Below are 24,391 nucleotides of genomic sequence, written 5' to 3' on the forward strand. Positions count from 1 at the left end.
GGGCATAATGATACTGATTACATGATAGGAGGAGGTATGATTATGCCAGATTTGAAATGCACGGTGCAGACATGTACACACAACAAGCAGTTTTTATGTGACCTTGATAAAATTCAGGTGGGCGGAAACAATGCAAAATCAATGATAGAGACATCCTGTGATAGCTTTCAGGAAAGAGCAGGAGAAGCTTATGAAAACGGAAGCTACTCTAACAGTTACGGAGATGACATTACGGGGAATGCATCCGACCGCAGTGACGTTGACTGTGAAGCTACAGCCTGCCAGTATAATGACAGCTGTAAGTGCCAGGCCGGAAAAATCAGTGTAGAAGGAAGCAATGCCTGTCACAGTGACGGAACAGCATGTGCAACCTTTGAATATAGAGGCTGATTTAGAAAAATGAAATGAATATATAAGTACCAGACGGGGACGATTGATAATAATCGTCCCTTTCTTTTGTTGACGTGAGAGCACGTGTGGCGCTATAATCATTGTATCTGCATAAAAACGGGAAGGAATTATAAAGTGAATGGATGATAAAACACGAGATAAAATAAAAAAACAAGAGGAGAAGGGATATTATTCAGGAAGACCAGTATTCGATGGAAACGGTCGTTCAAGATTCCTACAGAAAATAGGGCGGGGAATGTCCGCTTTTCTGGTGATAGCAGCCGGCCTTCTTTTTTATTTTGCACTGCTGAGGCTCCCTGCTATTTCAGGGGCGGTTAAGGAAATATTTGAGGTTTTGAAGCCGATTATATATGGGCTGACAATTGCTTATCTTTTGAATCCCATCGTGAAGTTCATAGATTCCCGTTTAATTCCGGTCTTGGAAAAAAAGATTCCCAGCAAAAAGAAAGCACATGGGATCTCCAGATGTGTAGGCATCTTTGCGGCAATTATTGTACTTATTTTTGTGATTGTCACTTTGTTAAATATGATGATTCCTGAGTTATATACAAGTATCAGAGATATGGTTCTTACTGTGCCCAGTCAGTTAAGTCAGCTGGTTGATAAAGTCATGGAGATGAACTCACAGAATTCAACCTTAAGTCAGTTTTTAAACAGCATACTCAAAGAGGGCACGGAATATATACAAAACTGGATGCGCAGTGATTTGCTGAACCGAGTTAATATTGTGATGTCCAACCTGACAGTAGGTGTCATCAATATTGTCAGAGAGCTGCTGAATGCTGTCATAGGCATTATAGTATCTATATATGTACTGTTTAGTAAAGAAAAGTTTTCCAGTCAGTGCAAAAAAGTAACGTATGCGATTTTTCGCCCGTCGCAGGCCAACATGATTCTTCACCTGACGACGAAAGGAAATGAGATATTTGGCGGTTTTATTATTGGTAAAATTATTGATTCCGCTATTATAGGCGTATTGTGCTTTCTGGGTCTTTCACTGCTGAAGATGCCCTATACAATGCTGGTCAGTGTAATAGTGGGTGTTACCAATGTAATTCCGTTTTTCGGCCCATATATCGGTGCCATACCAAGTGCTATTCTAATCATGCTGGCAGACTTCAGGATGGGAGTTTATTTCATCATATTTATTATAGTGCTGCAGCAGATTGACGGAAATATTATAGGACCGAAGATATTGGGAGATACAACTGGCCTCTCGTCCTTCTGGGTAATCTTTGCAATCATGCTGGGCGGAGGTTTGTTTGGCATTCCGGGTATGATATTGGGCGTACCTACGTTTGCGGTAATCTATTATATTGTGAATATGCTGATTGACCACTTGCTGGAGAAAAAGAAGCTTCCATTGCATACGAAAGCATATGGAGAAAAAAGCTATGTAAATTCCGGAGGAAAATATATACATTCAGATGAAGAAAGAATCCAGGAAAATACTGGGGAAAAAGAGGAATAAGAGATGCCAATAAGAGTACAAAATGACTTACCGGTGAAAGAAATACTGGAGAGAGAAAATATATTTGTAATGGATGAATACCGTGCAGCACATCAGGATATCCGTCCTATAAGCATTGGGCTATTGAATCTGATGCCCTTAAAAGAGGACACGGAGCTTCAAATTCTCCGCTCCCTGTCCAATACACCTATACAGATAGATGTGACCTTTGTGCGGGTCAGCAGCCACGAGTCAAAAAACACCTCCACCAGCCATATTTTAAAGTTTTACGAGCCGTTTAAAAACATCAAAAACAATAAATTCGACGGTTTTATTATTACAGGAGCTCCAATTGAACAGATGCCGTTTGAGGCTGTGGATTACTGGAAGGAGCTGGAAGAGATTATGGAGTGGACAAAAACAAACGTGACTTCCACCCTGCATCTTTGCTGGGGAGCACAGGCGGGCTTGTATTATCATTATGGAATTGACAAAGTACAGCTTCCGGAAAAATTATTTGGTGTTTTTAAACACAGGGTCAAAAACCGCAAAATTCCGTTGGTGAGAGGTTTTGATGATGTGTTTTACGCTCCCCACTCCAGACATACTACGGTTTCCCAGGATCTTCTTGAGAAAGATGAGAGAATTACCATATTGGCTGATTCTAAAGAAGCCGGGGTCTTTTTATGTATGGCAGAGGATGGAAGGCAGATTTTTGTCATGGGGCATCCTGAGTATGACAGAATGTCACTTGACTCAGAATATAAAAGAGACAGGGCAAAGGGATTGGATATACAGGTACCCGCCAACTATTATCCGGATAATAATCCCCAAAATAAACCAGAACTGATCTGGCGGGCACATGCGAACAATCTGTATTCTAATTGGCTGAACTATTATGTATATCAAATGACCCCTTATGACCTGTATGGAACGCCGTCGTTTTAATAATTTTCAACACGTTGATCTTTCGAGTTTCCTGTCTGATATTCATTGTGTTTTTTTTCAATGGCTGTCTTATCCTGTTTTATAGCTCCGGAATGGATCAAGGCAGTCTTAGCGCATGCAGGACCGATTAATTCATACAAAACAGACGAGGATAAAATAATCGTCAACAGCATATTGCCCATAGTATCAGTTAAGATTCTTTTGCCTAAAAAAGCGAGCCCAATTGCTACTCCGGCTTGAGGAAATATAGCTAACCCTAAATAATTTCTTACTTCCTTTGTGGTTTTCGCTAGGATACATCCCAAATAAGCACCAAGGTATTTTCCCACAATCCGCATTATAAAATAGGATACACCGATTACTCCCAGGGTATCGAACGAGCCAATATCCAAACTCATTCCTGATACAACAAAGAAGATTGACAAAATTGGTGGGGTAAATCTTTCTACTTGCCTGTATAATTTTTTGTCTTTAGTCATGTTGATATAGGTCGTGCCAAACAACATACAGGAAAGTAAAGGGGAAATATCTACCGCAGCGCATAATCCCGCAAGTCCTAAAAGAAGTGAAATGGTTAATATTAGCCGGTTATCCTTGCTTCGTTTGGGAGTCATTAGCTTGCTCAAAACGACACCGCTTATAAAGCCAATTACCAATGCTCTAATATTGTATACCATGGGCATTAAAATATCAGAGGAAGAAACATTTGCCCCAGTCCTGGCGTTAACAATGGTAGTTGCCACGCTAAATACTATTAGACATACAGCGTCGTCAAAAGCAACTACCTGTAATAACATATTTACAAAATTGCCCCGGGCTTTACCGCTCACTTGGAAAGTAACAACATGTCACTGGACGATTTCAATGTCATTTTAGAAGTCCATAATATTGCCACGATTAAAGATCTTATACGACAGGATATAGGCGTTTCTATCCTTGCAAGAAGCGCGTGTCTTGATGAATTAAAAAAAGGTAAGATTACCGTATTGCCTATAGAAAATCTCAGCATGATTCGCGAAATCAATATTTTATATCACAGTGATTTTAAGCATGCGGATATTTTGCAGAGTATAATGAAGGAATACAATAAAGCAGTGAAATTTTACGCATCATAAATTGAGATTTATAACCGGTCAAATATCTATTAGCTGATATTCGACCGGTTATCTTAATGATTATTTAGTATTCGCGATAAAGTATTGCGAGCAATTCCAAGACGTTTAAGAGCTCTTGTGAAACTAGAAGATGGAGTGGCTGGATAGTAAGTATAGCCTATTGTTCCTCTAGCTGAAATTGAGATACCAGCTCGCTCAATGACTGTGCCTGTGCGGATAGTTCCTCGCTGGTCGCCGAGCTTTCTTCTGCGGCGGCGGAATTGCTCTGTACGACAGTGGATATCTGCGATACCCCTTCCTCTATATGTTCTATGGCAATGGTCTGCTTGTCGGAAGCATCCTGGACGGCAGCCATTGATTGTACAATTTCATTCAGGCCAGCGATTACCCGTTTCAATGCATCGGCGGTTTCATCTGTAATCTGGCTTCCGCCGTCCACTTCAGTGATGGAAGTTTCTATGAGATTTCTTGTATTGGCTGCAGACTGTGCGCTCTGTTCCGCCAACTTTCCAATCTGATCGGCTACCACAGCAAAACCTTTTCCCGCGGCTCCGGCTCTTGCCGCCTCAATCGAGGCATTCAGGGATAAAAGGTTGGTCTGTGCGGCAATGTCTTCGATTCCTCCAATAATATTTTTGATTTCGTTGGAGGTATTTTCTATACGTTTCATTGCTTCTGTTAATTTGGTCATCTTGTCCTGGCTTACAGCAGCTTCTTTTTCAACTGTTTTCGCTTTAGCATGGGCTGCATCTGTAGCTTTAGTCGTATCCTCCACCTGCTTTGTCACAGCTGTTGTGGTAGACAGCAGTTCCTCTACGGAACCGGCCTGTTCACTTGCTCCCTGTGCAAGCTCCTGAGCACCGGAGGCCAGCTGACGGGAACCGGCGTCTACCTGTGCGGAAGCGCTTCTTATAGATTGGATTGTTTCTGAAAGAGTCAGCCGGAGTTCCTGCATGGATAGTAATATTTCGTGGTATTCACCTACATAGATTTCTTCATTGACTCTGGAATGCACATTGAAGTTGCCTGCTGCCATTTCTGAGAGAAGATAACTTACATCACCAATAATAGTCTGCTGGGCAGATACTATAGAGGATGTTGACCGGGCCAGAGTCCGTGTCTCGTTTTTAGATTTGATATCAGGAACTTCTGTAGTCAAATCTCCTAAAGCCAGAAGCTTCAGACGCTCTGTGCACAAGCGGATGGCCTCGCCGATATGTTTGCCGGTTCTTCTTGCCATGAAGGTACCAAAAAACAGAATAATTACAGTAGATACTGCAATACCTATAAGACCCTTGACGGTATTGTCCAGAAAGTCGGAGGAGGGAGCGGTGATTCCCAGACTCCAGCCATTAATTCCTATAGGGGCATAAGCTAAATACTTGGTTTTACTGTTATAGGTGTATTTTCCAAATCCTGACTGCCCCTGGGTCATCTTTTTCTCCAGAGCGGCAACATCTTTTAAAGAAGCCTCTTTCTTGGAATCCTCAATATCGTTTTCTTCATTTACAACCAGATTGAAATCTTCATGTGCAATGATGCTCCCCTCACCGTTTATAATATAGGCGCCGCCATTTTTGCTTACTTTGATATTCGATACAATATCTGTAAGAAACATGGCATCTACAGTGACACCTACAACACCTGCAATCTGTGTATTCTGTTTGCCGTCTTTCCACAGGGGAGCTGCGATGACAACCGTTAATTTTCCGCTTACCTTGTTGTATGTAGGGTCGCTTATGACAGTATTGCCGGACAGAACCTTGCCAAAGTACGGACTGTCAGAAATATCTGTGTTGTTTATCTTATTTATTCCGTTTTTATCTGTGGCAAACACAGTATCCCATTGGTACTGTTCTTTGTATCTGCCCATTATATATTGTTTCTCAGTTGGTGAGAGTGTTTCTGAAGCTAATTGAGGAATTGTACCAAGCATTTCCACAGTATTCATGGTGGCTTTTAAGTTGGCTTTCACCTCCCCGGCTGCTTCAGCTGCCGTGACCGGCATACTTCCCTCCAATGCGCGGGCAGTTGAAATATAATTCAGATAGCAGGCGATGCCGCCTGACAAGAGCAATGATACCGTCAGTAAGCTGATGATAACTCTTTGAATCTCTCGCTTGATTGTTGTTATTTTCTCTTCTTTCGTATTATTTTTTCGTTTCCTTTGTAGTTTCATTTCTGAATCTCCTTCTGTAGATGTCTGCTATGCTTTTAAACTTTTTAATGCCTGTTTATTTTACAACGTTCCGGTGTGTTTGTCTATTCAAAACAAGAAATAAGTCACACAAAAATCATACAAAAATTTATAACTTGGCGCTTACAAACTGTACAAGTATTGGAAGTAATGCAGTGGCGGACGCGGCTTAACAAAGGTCAAATGTATATCCTGTTTCTATAGTTGACAAAACAAGTGAAGAAACATAAGATATTTTCTGCATAAATTATAGGTAAAAGCAAATTCTGGAGCAGATGTTGATAACTATTAGTTTATGTATGATTGTAAAAGATGAAGAAAATGTCTTAGATAGATGCCTTAGCTCTGTGGCTGATCTGGTTGATGAAATTATTATTGTGGATACAGGTTCCACAGATAAAACCAAACAAATAGCAGAAAAATTTACTCATAAAATCTTTAATTTTCAATGGATTGATGATTTTTCCGCAGCCCGCAATTTTGCTTTTGAAAAAGCAGAAATGGACTATATATTGTGGCTGGATGCGGATGATATTATTATACGGGAAGACCAGGAAAAATTTATGGCCTTAAAAAAAGAGCTTACACTTGAGACCGATGTTGTGATGATGCATTATAATGTTGGATTTGATGAAAATGGGAAAGTAACATTTTCCTATTTCAGAGAAAGACTGGTAAAAAGAAGCAACAAATTTAAATGGGTTGAGCCGGTTCATGAATGTCTGCAGTTCTGGGGGAATATTGTTCATGCGGATGTAGGAATTACACATGCAAAACTGGAAGAAAGCAGAAGTGACAGGAACCTTAAAATATACGAAAAGCTGCTGAAAGACGGAAAGGAGCTTTCTGCCAGAGGGACTTACTATTATGCGAGAGAGTTAAAGGACCATAAAAGATATGAGGATGCTATTTTAATGTTCACAAAGTTTCTTGACTCAGGATTGGGCTGGATGGAGGATAACATTGTGGCTTGCAGTGAACTGGCTAAATGTTATCAGATTACGGAAAACCCTCAGAAGGTATTGCAGAGCATGTTCAGGGGGTTCTGGTATGATAGCCCCAGAGGAGAAATGTGCTGTCAGATTGGAATGTATTTTAAAGAAGCGGGTAAATACCGGCAGGCAGCTTTTTGGTTTGAGCTGGTATTCAGCCTTGAAAAACCAGAAGATTCCTGGGGATTTCACCAGGAAGATTACTGGGGGTATATTCCTGCACTGGAGTGCTGTATCTGCTATGATAAACTGGGAGAGTACGAAAAAGCTGAGGCTTTTAATAATCTGGCAGAAAACCTCAAGCCCGGTTCAGCTGCGGTATTATACAATAAACAGTATTTTGAAAATAAACGAAGAGATGTAACTACTTTCAAGAAGAGCAGCCAGTACCAATAAAAGGATTTTGACAAGGGTAACCAACATTATGGATATTGTATATACTATTACTAAAGGAACATTAGTTTTATTATGAGGAGTCAAAATTATGAAAGAAAATGAAAATATAGAACAACAAAGCTGTTTCAACAATAATTCAAACTGTAATCCCTGCAACTGCGGCCCGGGAAATTGCCGCCCCAGACCTGTATGCCCTCCGGGACCAACTGGTCCAATGGGACCGAGAGGCCCGATGGGACCGAGAGGCCCGATGGGACCAAGAGGCCCGATGGGTCCGGAAGGTCCTACCGGCAGTCAGGGACCTGCGGGCGATACAGGTCCAAGAGGCGATGTGGGTCCAAGAGGTGACATAGGTCCAAGAGGGGCAACGGGAGCAACAGGTGCAACCGGCTCCACAGGAGGAGCGGGTGCAAGAGGAGCAACGGGAGCAACCGGTGCAACCGGCCCCACAGGAGGAACGGGTGCAAGAGGAGCTACGGGAGCAACCGGTCCTACAGGTCCTACCGGAGCAACAGGAGCTGCAGGCCCGGTGGGTCCGACAGGAGCAACAGGGGCAGACGGGGCAGCAGGTCCTGCAGGTCCTACAGGTGCAACAGGGGCAGACGGGGCAGCAGGTCCTGCAGGTCCTACAGGTGCAACAGGCCCGACAGGTCCTACGGGGCCAACCGGTCCTACAGGCCCCACCGGAGCAGACGGAACTTCTGTTACAATGGTTTCTATGAATGCACAGAATACAACCGGAGGTATTATCTCTGTGGTGCTTGGTGGTACCACGGTAAGCCTGCCGAATAATCAGAATCTAAGTACCTTTACGGTAAATGGTGCCAATACTGTTTTTACTGTACCAAGCACAGGCACCTATCTGGTGACTTACGAGATTAATATCACGGCATCAGTGCTTATGTCTTCCAGAATATTACTAAATGGCACCACACTTCCCGGAACCGTTTTTGCTCCACTTGTAGCTGTATCTGATTTATCTGCCACTACAATTACTCCACTGGCGGCCGGAGATAGACTTGAACTTCAGCTTTTTGGCGTAATTGCGGCATCGGTACTCCAACGCGGTGCAGGTGCTACCCTTACTGTTATACGACTCGCGTAGTTTTTTAAAACTTCAAATAAAGTAAAAAGGAGCAGCCCGGCTTGTCCTGGGCTGCTCCAAATGTAATGTCAATTTTTTTGTAACTGAAAGCCAAAATAAAACAAAGAGAATATATACTGGTATGAATTATGACAACTAACACATACTAACAAAAAACCTGTGAAAGGAGCTTTACAATGATAAATAATGAAGAACTTCCTATTGGCTTTACCATGGCACTTGCGCAGCATTCAGACGCTTTGAACCATTTTTCACACCTTTCAAAAGAAGAGCAGGAGAAAGTGGTTGAGGGAGCAAAGCAAAAGCACAGCCATGAGGCCATGAGAAATTATGTAGAAAATATGTTTCAGGGGTAATTACGGCATAAAACGCTTTGTGTGCAGCGACAAAAGAGGAGGTGCTTGAGGAGCAGAAAGCCAAGCTTAGAAGATACAATAAGGCAGTATATGCTGCGGTTTTTCAGGATGCAAAGAAATTCAAACAGAAGAGATAGAAAATATCAATATTACCATGTAATAAAACAATAGGCTATTTGTCTTCCTTTACTTGAACAGTTCGTATAAGAATTGTATACTACTATGGTATGATATGACTAAGGAGGAAGATATGAAGAAGAGAGTACTAGCACTTTTATTGACGGGTGCATTGGCAATGTCTATGTTTACAGCCTGCGGATCAAAAGAGACCGGCAGCCCGAAAGAAAACGGTACAGAGGCCGAGACAGAGGTAAAAGAGAAGGGTGAATATCAGTTTGTTTCCACTACTGATGCAGTGGCAGCTGCCAAGGAAGGCAAAACACATGTATTGGATGTACGTGAGTGGAGCAACTATGCCGAAGGAAGAATTGAAGACTCCGAATGGTGTCCTATTTTCCCACTGGAAGATGATTCACTGGTGGACCAAATGAAAACATATGCTAAAGACAAATTAAGCGATGGTGAAAAGATATACATTGTCTGCAACAGCGGTCAGAAAGGTGCACAGAAAGCAACCGGCGTTCTCAAAGAAGCGGGGGTTGATGAGAGCCTGATTTATACTGTGGAAGGTGGAGCAAAAGCACTTGCAAAGGAAAAAGGCGCCCTTACAACGAACCGGGTAGATGAGAATATTGACTGGCAGTATGTTAAAGGTACCGATGTGCTGTCAATGGAGGATCCTCAGATTGTAGATGTGCGTGATGATAAAACATACGAAGAGGGACATTTAAAGGATACACTGCAGGTAGATCTAAAAGATGTTGAAAATCCGGATGCTCAGACAGCAATGTATGATTTGTCAGGTGAGCTGGACAAAGATAAACCGGTATATTTTTTGTGCTACAGTGGAAACAAATGTGCAAAGACAGGGGTTTCAGTGTTAAAGGATGCAGGATTTGACCCGGATAATCTTTTTATTATTCAGGATGGAGCAAAGGACAGTGACATCTCAGCGGCTTTTGTAAAATAGCATAGTTATAAGGTGTTAAAGAGACGGCAGACAGCGGGGGATACCCCGCTGTTTTTACATCCATTCTCCATATTTGTGTACATATATTTTTTTCACAAGCTGAACACACAGAAGATAACCAATAAGAATTACAGCCAGCCAAAGAGCAAACTGTGGAGGCAGGCGGCGCATATCCAAACCTACTGCAAAATCTGTAAAGCCCGTTATCAGTCCGGCCGCGGTTATCACAAGTGTGGACAGGAAAAGTGGTGCCGAAGGTTTGCTTTGAAGGAACGGTATTTTTGCTGTGCGGATCATATAAATGACTAATACTTGTGATACCGTTCCAAATACGAACCATCCGCATTGAAACAAAGGGGCCTGTTCCATCGTATTTGCACCGATCACCAACCATAGAATGGCAAAACACAGAATATCAAATACAGAGCTTAATGGCCCCATATACGTGATAAAGGACTTGATAGAGTGTGTTTCCCATTTTCGCGGTTTCTTCATGTATTCTTTATCCACGCTGTCAAAGGGAATACCCATCTGTGCAAAGTCACACAGCAGGTTTTGTGTTAATATCTGCACAGGCAGCATGGGCAGAAAAGGCAGAAAAATGCTGGCTGCAATGACTGAAATCATATTGCCGAAATTACCACTTGCGGCCATCTTAATATACTTCATGATATTTCCGAAGGTACGTCTCCCCTCAATGACACCTTGTTCGAGCACCATTAAGTCTTTTTCCAGAAGAATGATGTCGGCAGTTTCTTTGGCAATATCCACGGCACTGTCCACTGAAATCCCAACATCTGCCTGTCGCAGGGCGGAGGCATCATTGATACCGTCTCCCAGGTATCCTACAGTATGACCTGCTGCCTGAAAGGCTCTTACTACCCGTTCTTTCTGGGCAGGGGACAACTTTGCGAATAAGTCGCAGTTTTTAACGGCTTTCAATAATTCATCATCATCCATTTGGTCTACATCACGTCCGATTACAAGGCTTGAAGTGTTTACGCCTACTTTGCCGCAGACCTTCAATGCCACGCCTTCGCTGTCTCCTGTGAGAACAACGGTGCGTACACCGTGTTCCAGAAGAGTGGAAATAGCTTTACTCATCCATAGGCACAATCTGTCCGCTCATTTCCACAAAAGAGGAGATAGAGATAATTTCCTCCACGGCACCTTTCGTAATAAGTTGTCTTTTTCCTGTTTTGTCCGTCAAAACTACGCTCATTCTGCCGCGGGAGAAATCGAAAGGTATTTCATCTACACGGCTATACTTCTCCAAGATGGGTTCCAGCCCATTTTTTGCGGCCCGGTTGATAATAGCAAGGTCGATTAGATTTTTTAGACCGGTCTGAAAATAACTGTTAAGATAGGCATGCCGAAGTATACGACTATCGTCCTCCCCGTGAAGGTTCATATACTTTTCCAACACAATCTTGTCCTCAGTCAATGTCCCGGTTTTATCTGTGCAAAGTATATCCATTTCTCCGAAGGTCTGTATAGCGCCGAGTGTGCGGACAATTACCCTGTGCTTTGACATGGAAACAGCCCCTTTAGCCAGCGTTGTAGTCATAATTACCGGCAGCATTTCCGGCGTAAGCCCGACAGCAATGCTAATGGCAAAGAGAAAGGCATTTGTCCAGTCACTTTTGGCAAAACCATTGATGAGAAATACGACAGGAACCATAACCAGCATCATGTTTATAAGGAGACGGCTGATGGAATCCACCCCTCGTTCAAAACTGGTTTTTGCCCGATCACCGGATAGGGACTTTGCCATAGATCCCAGGTAGGTGTCATTGCCGGTAGCAAGTACCACAGCCGTAGCACTGCCGCTAATTACATTGGAACCTGTAAAACCAAGATTCGTTAAATCAGTCAATCCATCCTCCGGTTTGTTTTTTGAAATGCTGAATTTCTCTACAGGGTTGGATTCTCCTGTCAATGCAGCCTGGGCAATAAAGGTGTCTTTCGTTGTCAGAAAGCGAACATCTGCCGGAAGCAGGATAACATTAAAAGGATGAATCATGGCCTCTCTCAGACGGTGAAGCACTGTATTTTTCTTTCCTGTTGTAATAACATTTTTTCCGTTTTCATCTTGCCTGTGCAGGGCTTCTTCGCTTGTTAGTCCGGTTTCTGCAGTGGAGAAAAGAGAAAATAATTTATCCGTTGCCATAAAAGAATAAGAGCTGAGTTTCATTTCGGTATCATGCCTGTTTTTTTGAAGCTGCCTGTTGTATAATGACCTCATAAATATAACATGTCTATGCAGATTGTCAACTTTTGGGAAGTGATTTTGTTCTCCGATTTGCCCAGATGAATCCTATGGATTTGAAAAATGCTTTGGGTTGACTTCTAAGTGGTATCATTATACAATACCATTTAGAAGAGGAACAATTATAACTAATTTAGAAGAGGAAGATTTTATGAAAATTTTTCAGAAAGGCTTCAACTATTCTCAGGATGGCTTTGGAAATCGGCTTGTTTACCACTTACAGGGCTGCAATATGAGGTGTCCCTGGTGTTCCAACCCCGAGGGAATGAAGCCAGAGGGGGTGTTAATTACAGAAAAGGAGTGGCTACTGGAGGAAGTCTGTCCCCACCGTGCAATTCAAGATGGCATACTTGAGCGGGAAATATGCCAAAGCTGCCCAGAGCATGAGTGTATTACGAAACACCGGACGAAGGGAATAAGGTTGTCTTATGAAGAGATAAATATAGACACGTTGGTGGAAGCGACTGTGTCCAATTCTTTGATGTTTTATGATGGCGGAGGAGTTACTTTTACCGGGGGGGAGGCCACAGTACAATTTTCGGAACTTCTTAAGGTGCTTAAAAGGCTGCGGGCCAAGGGGATACATACTGCTGTGGAGACCAACGGGACTCATGTCCGACTGGCGGAGTGTTTTCCATATATCAGCCAGCTTATTATGGACTGTAAATTGTGTGATGATGTGAAGCACCGTCAGTTTACAGGGATCTCCAATGTTCATATTATGAAAAACATAGGGGAGGCTGCAAGGACGCATCCCTGCGTACATATTCGCGTGCCGCTGATAGGTGGCATCAATGACAGCGATGAGGACCAGAAAGAATTTTTGGAGTTCTTCAAATCTATAAGTGGAGATAATGTGACATTCGAAGTATTGCAGTATCATGAATTTGGGAAAGAGAAATGGCATCAATGTGGGTGGGAATATAAGATGACAGATGCAGCCTATGTAAGTGATCAAGGGGTCAGGCAATTCAGGCAGGCAATTGTAGAATGCGGTCTGCAATATATGAGTACATAAAACGATATATGTCAGCAAAGTGGCGGGGATTCAGGAGGGCAAGTTCGCTTTGCGGCATCTCTGCCCTCCTGAAAAGATGAGAATATTCTGAAAACGGAACTCAAAAGGGACAGTCCCCCTTCAGAAAGGGACAGTCCCCCTTTAGAAAGGATGGAATTATGTTAGCAAGACTTGGATTATGGGCTTCTGAAATTACCGTTTTGGCGAAAGAGAGGTTTCAGGAAGAACGTAGTATTGACCACCTGGAGGGGTGGTTTCTGGCAAAAGAGATTATGAGGCGCTGCGATGAGGAGTTTCAGGACGAACCGGATTCTCTCCGCATTGCAAAGACGCTGAAGGAGACTGTGAAAGCGCTTCCTCTGTGGATCAGTGATTATCATTTGTTCGCAGGAACACAGGATGATTCTTTTGCGCGTTCCTACGCGCTGATTAACCCCGCTTTTACCGTGGACTCTTTCTGCGGATATTGTGATCCGGTGGCGGTATTTGAGGACATTGATCCCATAGGGGATATTACACAGGAAAGAATTGACGATTTGAAAGAGTACAATAATCACACGGCATTTTCGGACGCACTGCGCCGGGCATATGACCTTGCAGGGGACAGTACAAGTGAGGCTATCTTTTTTATTGAACAGGTAACAGGACATCTGGTTCCCGACGTGCGGCCCTTACTGAAATATGGAGTACAGGGTGTCAAGGATGAAATACATCGAAATAGGGAAAAGGAAAATGACGAAGAGAAGAAAGTCTATTTCCTGGCCATGGATACTGCATTGGATGCAGTACTGATTTTGGCCGAAAGGTACGCTAAACTGGCCCATGAAAAGTATGAAGCAGCAGAAGAGAAAGATAAGCCGCGGTATGCGTTGATGGAAGAAACTCTGAGAAAGGTTCCGGAAAAAGGGGCGGAGAACCTATACGAGGCCATCCAGTCCTTTATTTTAATCTGGCAGACTATGTGTCTGGAGCAGACGCCTAATCCATTTGCCTTTTCGGTGGGAAACGCGGACAGAATATTTGAGCCATACCGTGCAATGGAAGAGACAGACCGTGAGATAGCAGCGGCACTGTTCAAACATTTGCTCGTTTTCTTCAATGTAGCTGATAGAAGCTGGGCAATTTCCCAGAACCTTATTGTAGGTGGAAAATCAAACACGGGGGAAGATCTGACGAATCCGACGTCTTATGCTCTTTTGGATGCTTATTTTGATATGAATCTTCCTCAGCCCATACTTTCCGTAAAACTTCACAAAAACACACCGCAGGAATTGTATGAAAGCCTGGGAAGATTTTTCTTTACACCCGGTTGTCTGACACCGTCACTTTTTAATGACGATTCTGTTTTCCCGGTACTGCAGAGCATGAGTGGCATAAGTGCTGAAGATTTGGAGGACTATTCTGTGGCAGGCTGTCAGGAACCGCTGATTATGGGAAAAGACAATGGGAATACAACAAACAGCTGGCTGAATCTGGGGAAAGTGCTTGAACTATCTTTAAACGGAGGGATATCCACCATTACTGGAAAAAAACTGGGCAAGAGCGATGAAGAGCTGGGGTATGCAGATAAGAAGTCGATACTTGAGAATATCAGAAAAACATTTTATCAAAATCTGAACGAATATCTGGATAAAATGATTGCCTGTGCAAATGCAGCATCTGAGGCAGTTGGCCTTCTTCAGGTTCCATTTTTGTCTGCCATGATGGGGGGAGTTAAAAGCGGTATTGACGCAAGAGACACAAAGAAACAGGGGACGAAATATAACGGAAGCGGCTGCTTAATTCATGGGTTGTCTGTAGTTGCGGATTCTTTTATAGCAATTGACACCTTGTTAAAGGAACGCCCCCAGGATGCTGACAGGCTGATAGCTGCACTTAGCACAAATTTTAAAAACGATCCTGCAATGCAGCAGTACCTTATGACAGCACCAAAGTTTGGAAATCATATAGCAGTGGTAGATGAAGAAGCTGCGGAGATTGCAAACAAAGTCAGCGACATGGTTGCGTCCAGAAAGAATTATCTGGGCAATCCATTTAGACCTGATTGGTCCACACCTTCCACCCATCTTTTGTATGGATACTGGGTCGGGGCCACACCGGACGGGAGAAAAGCAAGGGAACAACTGGGCTATGGCGTAGACCCGCTGTACGGAGAGGCTCACCAGGGACTGGGCTTTAGAATGTTGTCCAATATGAAGCTGCCTTTTGAAAAGATGAATGGAGGATATGCATCTCATTTGGGAATCAATCCAAACTATTTTAAATCATCTGAATTTGAAAGCAAGGGTCTTGAGTTTCGTGATAAGATTGTGGTGCCACTTTTCTACAACCCACAGGAAAAAGGAGTATCTCCGTTTTACTTATACGTGAATGTGGCCACCCCTGAGATGTTGAGGAAAGTCCTTACAAATCCCAAAAGATATGCCCCCAGTGGAGTGTATATTGTGAGAATTCACGGGACATTCGTTAACTTCCTGGATTTATCACAGGATATTCAGGAGGACATTATTAAAAGGCTGGACCCGGCGTCTGCAAGTATGTGAGAAGGAGAGAAAAGATGCAGTATTATATCGGAATAGACCTTGGAACCTCCAGCGTGAAATCCCTTCTGATGAGAGAAGACGGCGAGATTATAGATATCGCGCAGGAAGGGTACGACATCATAAAGCCCCAACAGCAATATGCCCAGCAGGATATGAACCTGCTCTGTCAGGCCGCCGAGAGAACAATACAGGCGATTTTGGTGAAACATTCCGGGATAAAGGAAAATATACGGGGAATCGGTTATTCCGGGCAGATGCATGGACTGGTAATGATTGATAAAAACAGAAATCTTATCAGGGATGCGATTATATGGGCTGATCAGCGATCCGGAGAAGAAATCAGGGATATTTATTCAGTGATACCGGAAGAAGAGTACAAAGAAGTAGTACTGAATTCATTAAGCACCGGTTTTTTAATCACTTCCCTTATGTGGGTAAAAAAGCATGAGCCGAAAATTTATGCAAAAATTTTTAAAGTTATGCTTCCAAAAGACTACCTTCGCTATAAGATGTGTGGGGAACTGGGAACAGATATGTCCGACGCTTCCAGCGCAGTCATTTTTGACACAAAAAACAGGCAGTGGGCCTGGAAGTTTATCGAAAGACTGGGGATTAAAAGAGAGTTCTTTGTTCCTTGTCATGAGGCTTATGAAATTGCCGGAGAAGTAACGCAAGAATGTGAAAGAAATACAGGCTTAAAGGCAGGTACAAAGCTTGTATACGGAGGTGGCGACAGTCTGATGCAGGGGATAGGAAACGGAATTATATCTCCTGGGACCCTTTCTGCTAACATCGGCACTTCCAGCCAGCTTTCCTGCACCATTCCACAACCTTTACATGACAGCCTGTACCGGACGAATACCTTCTGTCATGTGCGGGAGGACAGATGGATGCTTATGGGGGCTAATTTAAGCGGCGGGGTGGCACTCAAATGGCTGATGAAAAACATCCTGGATATGCAGTCCTATGATGAGATGACGGCACTGGCAGAAAAAGTTCCCGCCGGCAGCAGCGGACTCCTTTTCCTGCCCTACTTAAGCGGGGAGCGGACACCCTATAATAATCCCGATGCAAAAGGTATTTATCTGGGGCTGACACTGAAACACACCAGGGCAGAGATGATTCGGAGCACCATGGAGGGAATTATTTTTGGAATGAAAAATTCTCTGGAGATTTTTCGGGACATGGGGATAGAGTTCCAGCGTATTTTTGCCTCAGGCGGTGGAGCGAGAGGAAGATTGTTCCGCCAGATACAGGCAGATATGTTTGGCAAAGAAATCTATACAAGCATAGGAAAAGAACAGGCATGTGTGGGTGCAGCTATTACAGCAGCCGTAGGAACAGGAGGGTATGCCTCCTATGAAGAAGCGTGTGACAGGATTGTCTGCCTCAGCAAAGATACAGTAATACCTGATTTGGAAAACCAGAAAATATACCAGGAAAGATATGAAGTTTATAAGGAATTGTATCCCAGGAATAAGGAGCTGTTCGATTGCAGTATTCACCGTGAAGGATTATAATAATATTTATGGGCGAAGAAAATTTATATATTAATGTTAAAAACCGGATATGTGAAGCCATTTTTAATGGCACATATAAAGAAGGAGAAAAGATACCAGCTGAACGTAATCTGGCGGAAGAGCTGGATGTGAGCCGGGTAACTCTTCGTAAGGCACTGGAGCTTTTAGAAGAAGACAACCTGATTGTAAGAGAAGTGGGCAGTGGAACGAGAATTTGCTTTCACAATTACGGAACTGCCTGTAATATGGATATGATCGTACTGATTGCCCCGGCTAAAAACCCGTTTTTTTCAGACTTTATTGCTCATTTTCAGCGGTATGCACAACGGGAGGGGTCTATGGTCCTCTATGTAGAACCCCCCCCCAGGGAAACTCTGGAAAACTGTCTGTACCGGCTTTATAAGAGAGGACTTCAGAATGTGGCAGTGTGGCTGGAGGATTTGCCGGTGGATATAGAGAAGCTGAAAAGACTCAGGGCGATGGGTATGAATATGGTATTTTTCGACACAGATAAAGGACTTCCTTATGCAGACTGTGTGGCCTTGGATAATGATAGAGCGATTTGTGAAATTTATGAGAAATTAAGAGAGATGGGGTACACGGATATCGGGTATGCAGGCTGGGATCGAAGTGATATCTACAGTATCCGGGGGCGCGAAAGGGCTTACTTGAAGATAGCAGGAGCAAAAGAGATATTTCTCAGGCTTCCCTGGAAATGCCGGAACAGCAGCAGTGATTTTGTATTGAACCGTTTGAAAGCTTCCAAGGAAAGACTCCCACAGGCGATTATCTGTGGTGACAGAGAAAGTGGTGTGGCGGTATCGAAAGCGGCCGGCCGGCTGAAACTGCAGATGCAGATAGCATCCATAGATGATTTCCGAGAAGCCAAAAGAAGGCATGTGGTTACGTATGTCCAGAATCTGAAAGAAAGCGTGAGCCAGATTTATGAATGTCTGCAGGAGCAGAATCAAAAGGGAGAGAGCTGGGTATCAGATGTTTATTTAATAAAAGGAAGTTTGTAACTAGCTTCATCTTACTTTGGCTAAGTACCGGATAGTTACGGGAATGTAAAGAATGGGAGGATATAAGAGATGGAATACAGTGAAGTGATTAAAAATGCGAGAGGATGCATCGGGCCTTACTGCAAGGCGTGCAATGTTTGTGACGGAGTTGTATGTAAGAATACAATGCCCGGGCCGGGAGCAAAAGGCACCGGAGATCTGGCCATAAGAAACTATCGCAAATGGCAGGAGGTGCGTGTCAATATGGACACTCTCTGCGAGCAAAAGCCGATACAGACGGAAATCGAACTTTTTGGAAATACCTTTGATTATCCGTTTTTTGCGGGGCCGGTAGGAGCAATAAAGCTGCACTACGGAGATAAATATGAGGAGCAGGAGTATAACGATATTCTTGTTTCGGCCTGTTCAGAAAATGGAATTGCCGCATTTACAGGTGACGGGACGAATCCTGTTGTTATGACAGAGGCCACAAAGGCAATTCACAATGCAGGCGGTATAGGGATTCCCACTGTAAAGCCCTGGGATCTGGAAACGATTCGGGAGAAGATGGAACTGGTAAAGAAATCAGGCGCATTTGCTGTGGCGATGGATATCGATGCAGCCGGACTGCCGTTTCTTAAAAACTTAAATCCACCGGCCGGAAGTAAATCTGTGAAAGAATTAAAAGAAATCGTAAAGATGGCAGAGATTCCATTTATTCTCAAAGGAATCATGACCCCGAAAGCAGCACACAAGGCAAAAGAAGCAGGAGTTCAGGGGATTGTCGTGTCAAATCACGGAGGACGTGTGCTCGACCAGTGCCCGTCAACGGCGGAGGCTCTACCCTCCATTGTGGAGACTGTGGGCAGTGAGATGAAAATATTTGTGGACGGCGGAATTCGCTCAGGAGTTGATCTGTTTAAAGCTTTGGCGTTGGGAGCTGACGGAGTTCTGATTGCCCGGCCTTTTGTGACGGCAGTATACGGAGGAGCAGCTGAAGGAGTTGCTGCGTACATAGAAAAAATAGGATCGGAACTGAAAGATACCATGGCAATGTGCGGTGCATTTTCTATTTCTGAGATTCAAAAAAGTATGATTTGGAAATGTTAAAAGATTTCTTCAAAAATCCATGTCCTTTTTTGTGAAAGATTCAATATTGACTCTGTATTCGATTGAGTGTTAATATTAGTAATAACACATTATATAGTTGGATATAAAAAGATAAGCACTAAATGTAGAATAAATCAATGTATGAAAAGGAGCGGGGCTTATGATGAAGATTATCAAAAAAGACGGGACAAAAGAAGATTTTAATGTACAGAAGGTCGTAGTAGCGGTCAATAAATCAGCTTATCGGGCCCTGATTAAATTCACAGACGAGGAACTGGATTATATCTGTCAATTTGTGGAGGAGAAAGCAAAGTCATTAAATGTCACAGACATCCCCATTGCAGAGATGCATAATATAGTGGAGGGGGCCCTTGAAAAGGTGAATCCGGTTGTGGCAAAGAGTTACAGGGATTATCGGAATTACAAACAGGATTTTGTACAGATGCTGGATGATGTGTACAAGAAGAGCCAGTCTATTATGTATATCGGCGACAAAGAGAACAGCAATACCGACAGTGCTCTTGTATCCACTAAGAGAAGTTTGATTTTCAACGAACTGAATAAAGAATTGTATAAGAAGTTCTTTCTGACTGTAGAGGAGATACAGGCTATACGCGAAGGGTACATCTATATCCATGATATGTCTGCCAGAAGGGATACAATGAACTGCTGCCTTTTTGATGTGAAGAGCGTGTTAAATGGCGGCTTTGAGATGGGAAATCTATGGTACAATGAGCCCAAAACTCTGGACACTGCCTTTGACGTTATAGGAGATATTGTGCTGAGTGCGGCAAGCCAGCAGTATGGCGGCTTTACTGTTCCAAACGTAGATGAGATTTTGGAGCCTTATGCCGAAAAATCACACAAACGTCTTCTTGAAAAGTATAGAGGCCTTGAACTTCCCGAAGAGATGGTTCAGAAGGTTGCATGGAAGGATTTAGAGAAAGAGATGGAGCAGGGCTTTCAGGGATGGGAGTACAAGTTTAATTCTGTTTCTTCAAGCCGCGGTGATTATCCCTTTATTACAGTATCAGCTGGAACCCGTACCAGCATTTACGGCAAACTGGCAACATTTAAGATGTTGGAGGTGCGCCGGAAAGGGCAGGGAAAAGAGGGGCACAAAAAGCCGGTTCTCTTTCCCAAAATTGTATTTTTATATGATGAGAATCTCCACGGCCCGGGAAAGCCTATGGAGGATTTGTTTGAGGCCGGCATAGAGTGCTCGAGGAAAACCATGTATCCTGATTGGCTCAGTCTGACCGGAGAAGGTTATGTGCCGAGTATGTACAAAAAGTACGGAAAAATTGTAAGCCCTATGGGCTGCAGGGCATTTTTATCTCCCTGGTACGAAAGAGGAGGAATGGAGCCCGCAGACGAGAAGGACGAGCCGGTATTTGTGGGCAGATTTAATATAGGGGCTATCAGTCTGCATCTGCCTATGATATATGCGAAGTCTCAGCAGGAAAACAAGCCATTTTTTGAAGTATTGGATTATTATCTGAACCTGATCAGGAAGCTGCACCAGAGAACCTATGATTATCTGGGTGAACTAAAGGCATCCACCAACCCGCTGGCATACTGTGAAGGTGGATTCTACGGTGGGCATTTGGGCTTATATGATAAAATAAAGCCTCTCCTGAAGTCGGCAACAGCATCTTTCGGCATTACGGCATTGAATGAACTACAAGAGCTTTACAATAAAAAATCCCTGGTCGAAGACGGGGAATTTGCCGTTGAGACTTTAAGCCACATTAATGATAAGATCAATGAGTTCAAGGAAGAAGACGGGCATCTGTATGCAATCTACGGTACACCTGCAGAGAATCTCTGCGGCGTACAGGTACAGCAGTTCCGCAAGAAATACGGGATTATTGAAAATGTGTCTGACAGGGAATATATAAGCAACAGTTTTCACTGTCACGTGAGCGAGGATATTACACCTATTGAAAAACAGGATCTGGAGGGCCGGTTCTGGAATTTATGTAATGGCGGAAAGATTCAGTATGTAAAATATCCGATTAATTATAATATAGAAGCTGTGAAGTCCCTGGTCAGAAGAGCTATGGACAAGGGTTTCTACGAAGGAGTAAACCTTTCTCTTTCTTATTGCGATGACTGCGGACACGAAGAATTGGATATGGACATATGCCCGGTGTGCAAAAGCAAAAACCTGACAAAAATAGACAGAATGAACGGATACCTGTCCTATTCCCGTGTGAAGGGGGATACAAGGCTCAATGATGCAAAGATGGCGGAGATTGCAGAAAGGAAAAGTATGTAATATGCAGTACCATAATATTACAAAGGACGATATGTTAAATGGCGACGGGCTGCGGGTAGTTCTCTGGGTTGCCGGCTGTTCTCATGGCTGCAGGGAATGTCACAACCCTGTCACCTGGGATCCTAACGGGGGAATTCTGTTTGATCGGGAAGCGAAAGAAGAACTTTATGGGTATCTGAGAAGAGACTATATCAGTGGTATCACATACAGCGGGGGCGACCCGCTGTTTGTCTCTAACAGGGCCGATATTACAGCATTGGCAGAGGAGATAAAACAAAAGTTCCCAGATAAAACCCAGTGGCTTTACACAGGATATGAGTGGGATGAGGTCAAAGATCTGGCGGCCATGAAATATCTTGATGTAGTGGTAGACGGAAGATTCGATGTGGATTTAAAAGATACAAAACTGCACTGGAAAGGCAGTGCAAATCAAAAAGTAATCGATGTACAGCAAAGCCTTAAGAATGGTGTGATTGTACTGCACGATGAGTAGAAGGAGACAAACATGCAGAGAATTGCAAAATTTTACAAAGTAAGCCTTGAACAATTTAAAACAGACTGGGCTGATACCTTTGGATCGGAGGAGGAAGAAACGCTTCAAAATATATATGAAGAAATCAAGCTGCCAAGGCGGGCTACTTCCGGTTCGGCGGGTTATGATTTCTATGCACCGATGCACTTGGTATTGAAACCCGGTGAAACAGTGAAAATTCCCACAGGTATCCGCGCAGAGATGGAGGAAGGCTGGGTTTTAAAATGCTATCCCAGAAGCGGTCTTGGCTTCAAATACAGACTACAGATGAATAATACGGTGGGAATTATCGACAGTGACTATTTTTATTCTGACAACGAAGGACATATTTTCTCCAAAATAACCAATGATACAAAAGAAGATAAGACTATAGACATCGGCCGAGGAGAAGGATTCATGCAGGGCATATTTGTAGAATACGGAATTACAGTAGATGATGATGCCACAGAAACCAGAAACGGTGGATTTGGCAGTACAACTCTAAAATTATAAAACAATTCTGAAAACGAGCCTCAAAAGGGTCAGACCCCGTTTAAGATTGGAAGGTTCTGGGTACTCTAACCATAGAATATCAGGCAACAGGAAAGGAATGAATGTTCTATGGTGAAGAAAGCAGTGGGAAGAGTAAGCGATTCTTTCCGAGAAAATATTGAATATATGAATCAGGTTCTTCCGGTGGAGGAAAGTTTTGATATGCTTCGGCGGGAAATTATAATTGGAGGCAGATATGCTACGCTCTACTTTATTAACGGGTTTATGAAAGAGGAGACCATGCAGAAGATCATAACCTCCTTTTTGGGTGTAAAAGAGAGAGAGATGCCTAAAGATGCAACTTCATTTTCCCGTAAATATATACCCTATGATTCAGTGGATATTATTTCCAGCTTTGATGAGGTGATAAAAAATGTTTTGTCCGGAATCTCCTGCCTTTTTATTGAAGGATATGAAGCCTGCATTGCCATTGACTGCCGCACTTATCCGGCAAGGAGTGTGGAGGAGCCGGAAAAAGATAAATCCTTACATGGCTCCAGAGATGGCTTTGTAGAAAATATTGTATTTAATACAGCAATGATACGCAGGCGTATACGAGATCCTCATCTGATCATGGAAATGGTGGAGGCGGGAAATACTACCAGAACTGATATCGCCATAAGCTATATGTCTGACAGGGTGGATGAGGAAATGCTGAAAAATATACAAAATCGGATCAACCAGCTTCAGATAGATGATTTGCGGATGAATCAGCAGACCCTGGCGGAGGAAATGTTTAAAAGAAAATGGTTTAACCCTTTCCCGAAATTTAAATTTACAGAGAGACCGGATACAGCGGTGGCGTGTCTTCTGGAGGGGAAGGTTGTGATCCTGGTAGATAATTCTCCCTCTACAATGATTCTGCCCACCTCCATCCTGGATATGATCGAGGAGGCAAATGATTACTATTTTCCCACTATGACAGGGGTTTACTTAAAATTTACTCGAATATTGATTACAATTCTCACTATGTTTTTGACACCGACGTTTATGCTGTTTATGCAAAACCCTGATTGGCTCCCTGACATATTCCGCTTTGTAGCTGTCAAAGATACAATCAACATTCCTTTAATATTTCAATTCCTGATACTGGAGTTATCCATTGATGGGCTTAGGCTTGCGGCACTGAATACCCCGAGTATGCTCAGTACGCCTTTAAGCGTAATTGCAGGTCTTGTTATGGGGGAATTTTCGGTACAATCGGGCTGGTTCAATGCAGAGGTAATGTTGTACATGGCCTTTGTGGCGGTTGCCAACTATACCCAGCCCAACTTTGAACTCGGTTATGCATTGAAGTTTATGCGGCTTATTCTCTTAATACTGACAGCTTGTTTAAACTTACCGGGATTCATTATCGGATGTGTCCTTATACTGTGTTTTCTCGCATTTAATAAGACCTTGTCCGGCAGAAACTATCTTAATATAAAGTTACATTAATAAAAATTTTCAATGAAAATATTTCCTTTTCCCTTTGCGGAGAAAAAGTTTTTGCGCAAAGGGGAAAAAGGTGGTATGATAAAAAAATA

Annotated in this window: 21 protein-coding genes; 17 read left to right on the forward strand and 4 right to left on the reverse strand. The window is 43.1% G+C overall.

The features are described from left to right. Positions 1-42 precede the first annotated feature (42 nt). The 3 genes from BN3456_RS14285 to metA all read left to right on the forward strand — a co-directional run bounded on the left by BN3456_RS14285 (position 43) and on the right by metA (position 2,809). Entirely contained in the window at positions 43-390 is a 348-nt protein-coding gene (locus tag BN3456_RS14285) for a DUF1540 domain-containing protein (protein WP_089985201.1), read from the forward strand. Positions 391-529: 139 nt separating this feature from the next. Next, complete coding sequence (locus BN3456_RS14290; RefSeq protein WP_089985202.1) at positions 530-1,882, forward strand: AI-2E family transporter; 1,353 nt, start codon at positions 530-532, stop codon at positions 1,880-1,882. A gap of 3 nt (positions 1,883-1,885) precedes the next feature. Further along, on the forward strand, positions 1,886-2,809 hold the full coding sequence (gene metA, locus BN3456_RS14295) for a homoserine O-acetyltransferase MetA (protein WP_089985204.1): 924 nt from the start codon (positions 1,886-1,888) through the stop codon (positions 2,807-2,809). Here metA and BN3456_RS14300 read toward each other — a convergent pair. Continuing rightward, positions 2,806-3,606, reverse strand: coding sequence for a cation:proton antiporter (locus BN3456_RS14300; protein ID WP_089985207.1), 801 nt, complete (start codon positions 3,604-3,606; stop codon positions 2,806-2,808). The genes metA and BN3456_RS14300 overlap by 4 nt on opposite strands. Before the next feature lie 48 nt (positions 3,607-3,654). On the opposite strand from BN3456_RS14300, the gene BN3456_RS14305 reads away from it, so the two are divergent. Next, positions 3,655-3,924 (forward strand): LysR family transcriptional regulator substrate-binding protein, encoded by a 270-nt coding sequence (locus tag BN3456_RS14305; protein WP_242862895.1) that lies wholly within the window; start codon positions 3,655-3,657, stop codon positions 3,922-3,924. A 157-nt stretch (positions 3,925-4,081) separates the two neighbouring features. Here BN3456_RS14305 and BN3456_RS14310 read toward each other — a convergent pair whose 3' ends face one another. Then, on the reverse strand, positions 4,082-6,103 hold the full coding sequence (locus BN3456_RS14310; RefSeq protein ID WP_089985210.1) for a methyl-accepting chemotaxis protein: 2,022 nt from the start codon (positions 6,101-6,103) through the stop codon (positions 4,082-4,084). Positions 6,104-6,396: 293 nt separating this feature from the next. On the opposite strand from BN3456_RS14310, the gene BN3456_RS14315 reads away from it, so the two are divergent. The 4 genes from BN3456_RS14315 (at position 6,397) to BN3456_RS14330 (ending at position 10,060) form a co-directional block, all read left to right on the forward strand. Beyond that, positions 6,397-7,509 (forward strand): tetratricopeptide repeat-containing glycosyltransferase family 2 protein, encoded by a 1,113-nt coding sequence (locus BN3456_RS14315; RefSeq protein WP_347458074.1) that lies wholly within the window; start codon positions 6,397-6,399, stop codon positions 7,507-7,509. Positions 7,510-7,597: 88 nt separating this feature from the next. Continuing rightward, positions 7,598-8,614: a BclA C-terminal domain-containing protein gene (locus tag BN3456_RS16495; protein ID WP_089985213.1), complete on the forward strand. Its 1,017-nt coding sequence runs from the start codon at positions 7,598-7,600 to the stop codon at positions 8,612-8,614. A 176-nt stretch (positions 8,615-8,790) separates the two neighbouring features. Beyond that, positions 8,791-8,970 (forward strand): hypothetical protein, encoded by a 180-nt coding sequence (locus BN3456_RS14325; RefSeq protein ID WP_074180249.1) that lies wholly within the window; start codon positions 8,791-8,793, stop codon positions 8,968-8,970. A 250-nt stretch (positions 8,971-9,220) separates the two neighbouring features. After that, the gene (locus tag BN3456_RS14330) at positions 9,221-10,060 is read left to right on the forward strand and encodes a rhodanese-like domain-containing protein (RefSeq protein WP_089985216.1); all 840 of its coding nucleotides are present in this window, start codon (positions 9,221-9,223) and stop codon (positions 10,058-10,060) included. A 54-nt stretch (positions 10,061-10,114) separates the two neighbouring features. Here the strand turns inward: BN3456_RS14330 and BN3456_RS16385 are convergent, their stop codons facing one another. Both BN3456_RS16385 and BN3456_RS16390 read right to left on the reverse strand, forming a co-directional pair. Beyond that, on the reverse strand, positions 10,115-11,164 hold the full coding sequence (locus BN3456_RS16385) for an HAD-IC family P-type ATPase (RefSeq protein WP_242862896.1): 1,050 nt from the start codon (positions 11,162-11,164) through the stop codon (positions 10,115-10,117). Beyond that, on the reverse strand, positions 11,157-12,254 hold the full coding sequence (locus BN3456_RS16390) for an HAD-IC family P-type ATPase (protein ID WP_242862897.1): 1,098 nt from the start codon (positions 12,252-12,254) through the stop codon (positions 11,157-11,159). Before BN3456_RS16390 ends, BN3456_RS16385 begins: the two co-directional genes overlap by 8 nt. Before the next feature lie 226 nt (positions 12,255-12,480). Between BN3456_RS16390 and BN3456_RS14340 the strand changes: the two genes are divergently transcribed. The 9 genes from BN3456_RS14340 to BN3456_RS14380 all read left to right on the forward strand — a co-directional run bounded on the left by BN3456_RS14340 (position 12,481) and on the right by BN3456_RS14380 (position 24,302). Continuing rightward, complete coding sequence (locus BN3456_RS14340; protein WP_089985218.1) at positions 12,481-13,347, forward strand: glycyl-radical enzyme activating protein; 867 nt, start codon at positions 12,481-12,483, stop codon at positions 13,345-13,347. A 158-nt stretch (positions 13,348-13,505) separates the two neighbouring features. Next, positions 13,506-15,890, forward strand: a complete 2,385-nt coding sequence (locus BN3456_RS14345; RefSeq protein ID WP_089985220.1) for a pyruvate formate lyase family protein — start codon at positions 13,506-13,508, stop codon at positions 15,888-15,890. 14 nt (positions 15,891-15,904) lie between these two features. After that, positions 15,905-17,410, forward strand: a complete 1,506-nt coding sequence (gene xylB / locus BN3456_RS14350) for a xylulokinase (RefSeq protein ID WP_089985222.1) — start codon at positions 15,905-15,907, stop codon at positions 17,408-17,410. Positions 17,411-17,418: 8 nt separating this feature from the next. After that, positions 17,419-18,432, forward strand: a complete 1,014-nt coding sequence (locus tag BN3456_RS14355) for a GntR family transcriptional regulator (protein ID WP_089985225.1) — start codon at positions 17,419-17,421, stop codon at positions 18,430-18,432. A gap of 69 nt (positions 18,433-18,501) precedes the next feature. Then, on the forward strand, positions 18,502-19,521 hold the full coding sequence (locus tag BN3456_RS14360; RefSeq protein WP_089985227.1) for an alpha-hydroxy-acid oxidizing protein: 1,020 nt from the start codon (positions 18,502-18,504) through the stop codon (positions 19,519-19,521). Between the two features lie 160 nt (positions 19,522-19,681). Continuing rightward, on the forward strand, positions 19,682-21,802 hold the full coding sequence (nrdD, locus tag BN3456_RS14365; RefSeq protein ID WP_089985230.1) for an anaerobic ribonucleoside-triphosphate reductase: 2,121 nt from the start codon (positions 19,682-19,684) through the stop codon (positions 21,800-21,802). Between the two features lies 1 nt (position 21,803). Next, complete coding sequence (nrdG, locus tag BN3456_RS14370) at positions 21,804-22,295, forward strand: anaerobic ribonucleoside-triphosphate reductase activating protein (protein ID WP_089985233.1); 492 nt, start codon at positions 21,804-21,806, stop codon at positions 22,293-22,295. A gap of 12 nt (positions 22,296-22,307) precedes the next feature. Then, on the forward strand, positions 22,308-22,826 hold the full coding sequence (locus BN3456_RS14375; protein WP_089985235.1) for a deoxyuridine 5'-triphosphate nucleotidohydrolase: 519 nt from the start codon (positions 22,308-22,310) through the stop codon (positions 22,824-22,826). 108 nt (positions 22,827-22,934) lie between these two features. Next, entirely contained in the window at positions 22,935-24,302 is a 1,368-nt protein-coding gene (locus BN3456_RS14380) for a spore germination protein (protein WP_089985237.1), read from the forward strand. Positions 24,303-24,391 lie beyond the last annotated feature (89 nt).

This window comes from Clostridium sp. C105KSO13 (assembly GCF_001517425.1).
GTDB lineage: Bacteria > Bacillota > Clostridia > Lachnospirales > Lachnospiraceae > Muricomes.

Excerpts from the sequence above, each read along its gene's own strand:
- BN3456_RS14285 (WP_089985201.1), top strand. The coding sequence starts at position 43 with ATGCCAGATTTGAAATGCACGGTGCAGACATGTACACACAACAAGCAG.
- BN3456_RS14290 (WP_089985202.1), top strand. The coding sequence starts at position 530 with ATGGATGATAAAACACGAGATAAAATAAAAAAACAAGAGGAGAAGGGA.
- metA (WP_089985204.1), top strand. The coding sequence starts at position 1,886 with ATGCCAATAAGAGTACAAAATGACTTACCGGTGAAAGAAATACTGGAG.
- BN3456_RS14300 (WP_089985207.1), bottom strand. The coding sequence starts at position 3,606 with ATGTTATTACAGGTAGTTGCTTTTGACGACGCTGTATGTCTAATAGTA.
- BN3456_RS14305 (WP_242862895.1), top strand. The coding sequence starts at position 3,655 with ATGTCACTGGACGATTTCAATGTCATTTTAGAAGTCCATAATATTGCC.
- BN3456_RS14310 (WP_089985210.1), bottom strand. The coding sequence starts at position 6,103 with ATGAAACTACAAAGGAAACGAAAAAATAATACGAAAGAAGAGAAAATA.
- BN3456_RS14315 (WP_347458074.1), top strand. The coding sequence starts at position 6,397 with ATGTTGATAACTATTAGTTTATGTATGATTGTAAAAGATGAAGAAAAT.
- BN3456_RS16495 (WP_089985213.1), top strand. The coding sequence starts at position 7,598 with ATGAAAGAAAATGAAAATATAGAACAACAAAGCTGTTTCAACAATAAT.
- BN3456_RS14325 (WP_074180249.1), top strand. The coding sequence starts at position 8,791 with ATGATAAATAATGAAGAACTTCCTATTGGCTTTACCATGGCACTTGCG.
- BN3456_RS14330 (WP_089985216.1), top strand. The coding sequence starts at position 9,221 with ATGAAGAAGAGAGTACTAGCACTTTTATTGACGGGTGCATTGGCAATG.
- BN3456_RS16385 (WP_242862896.1), bottom strand. The coding sequence starts at position 11,164 with ATGAGTAAAGCTATTTCCACTCTTCTGGAACACGGTGTACGCACCGTT.
- BN3456_RS16390 (WP_242862897.1), bottom strand. The coding sequence starts at position 12,254 with ATGAAACTCAGCTCTTATTCTTTTATGGCAACGGATAAATTATTTTCT.
- BN3456_RS14340 (WP_089985218.1), top strand. The coding sequence starts at position 12,481 with ATGAAAATTTTTCAGAAAGGCTTCAACTATTCTCAGGATGGCTTTGGA.
- BN3456_RS14345 (WP_089985220.1), top strand. The coding sequence starts at position 13,506 with ATGTTAGCAAGACTTGGATTATGGGCTTCTGAAATTACCGTTTTGGCG.
- xylB (WP_089985222.1), top strand. The coding sequence starts at position 15,905 with ATGCAGTATTATATCGGAATAGACCTTGGAACCTCCAGCGTGAAATCC.
- BN3456_RS14355 (WP_089985225.1), top strand. The coding sequence starts at position 17,419 with ATGGGCGAAGAAAATTTATATATTAATGTTAAAAACCGGATATGTGAA.
- BN3456_RS14360 (WP_089985227.1), top strand. The coding sequence starts at position 18,502 with ATGGAATACAGTGAAGTGATTAAAAATGCGAGAGGATGCATCGGGCCT.
- nrdD (WP_089985230.1), top strand. The coding sequence starts at position 19,682 with ATGATGAAGATTATCAAAAAAGACGGGACAAAAGAAGATTTTAATGTA.
- nrdG (WP_089985233.1), top strand. The coding sequence starts at position 21,804 with ATGCAGTACCATAATATTACAAAGGACGATATGTTAAATGGCGACGGG.
- BN3456_RS14375 (WP_089985235.1), top strand. The coding sequence starts at position 22,308 with ATGCAGAGAATTGCAAAATTTTACAAAGTAAGCCTTGAACAATTTAAA.
- BN3456_RS14380 (WP_089985237.1), top strand. The coding sequence starts at position 22,935 with ATGGTGAAGAAAGCAGTGGGAAGAGTAAGCGATTCTTTCCGAGAAAAT.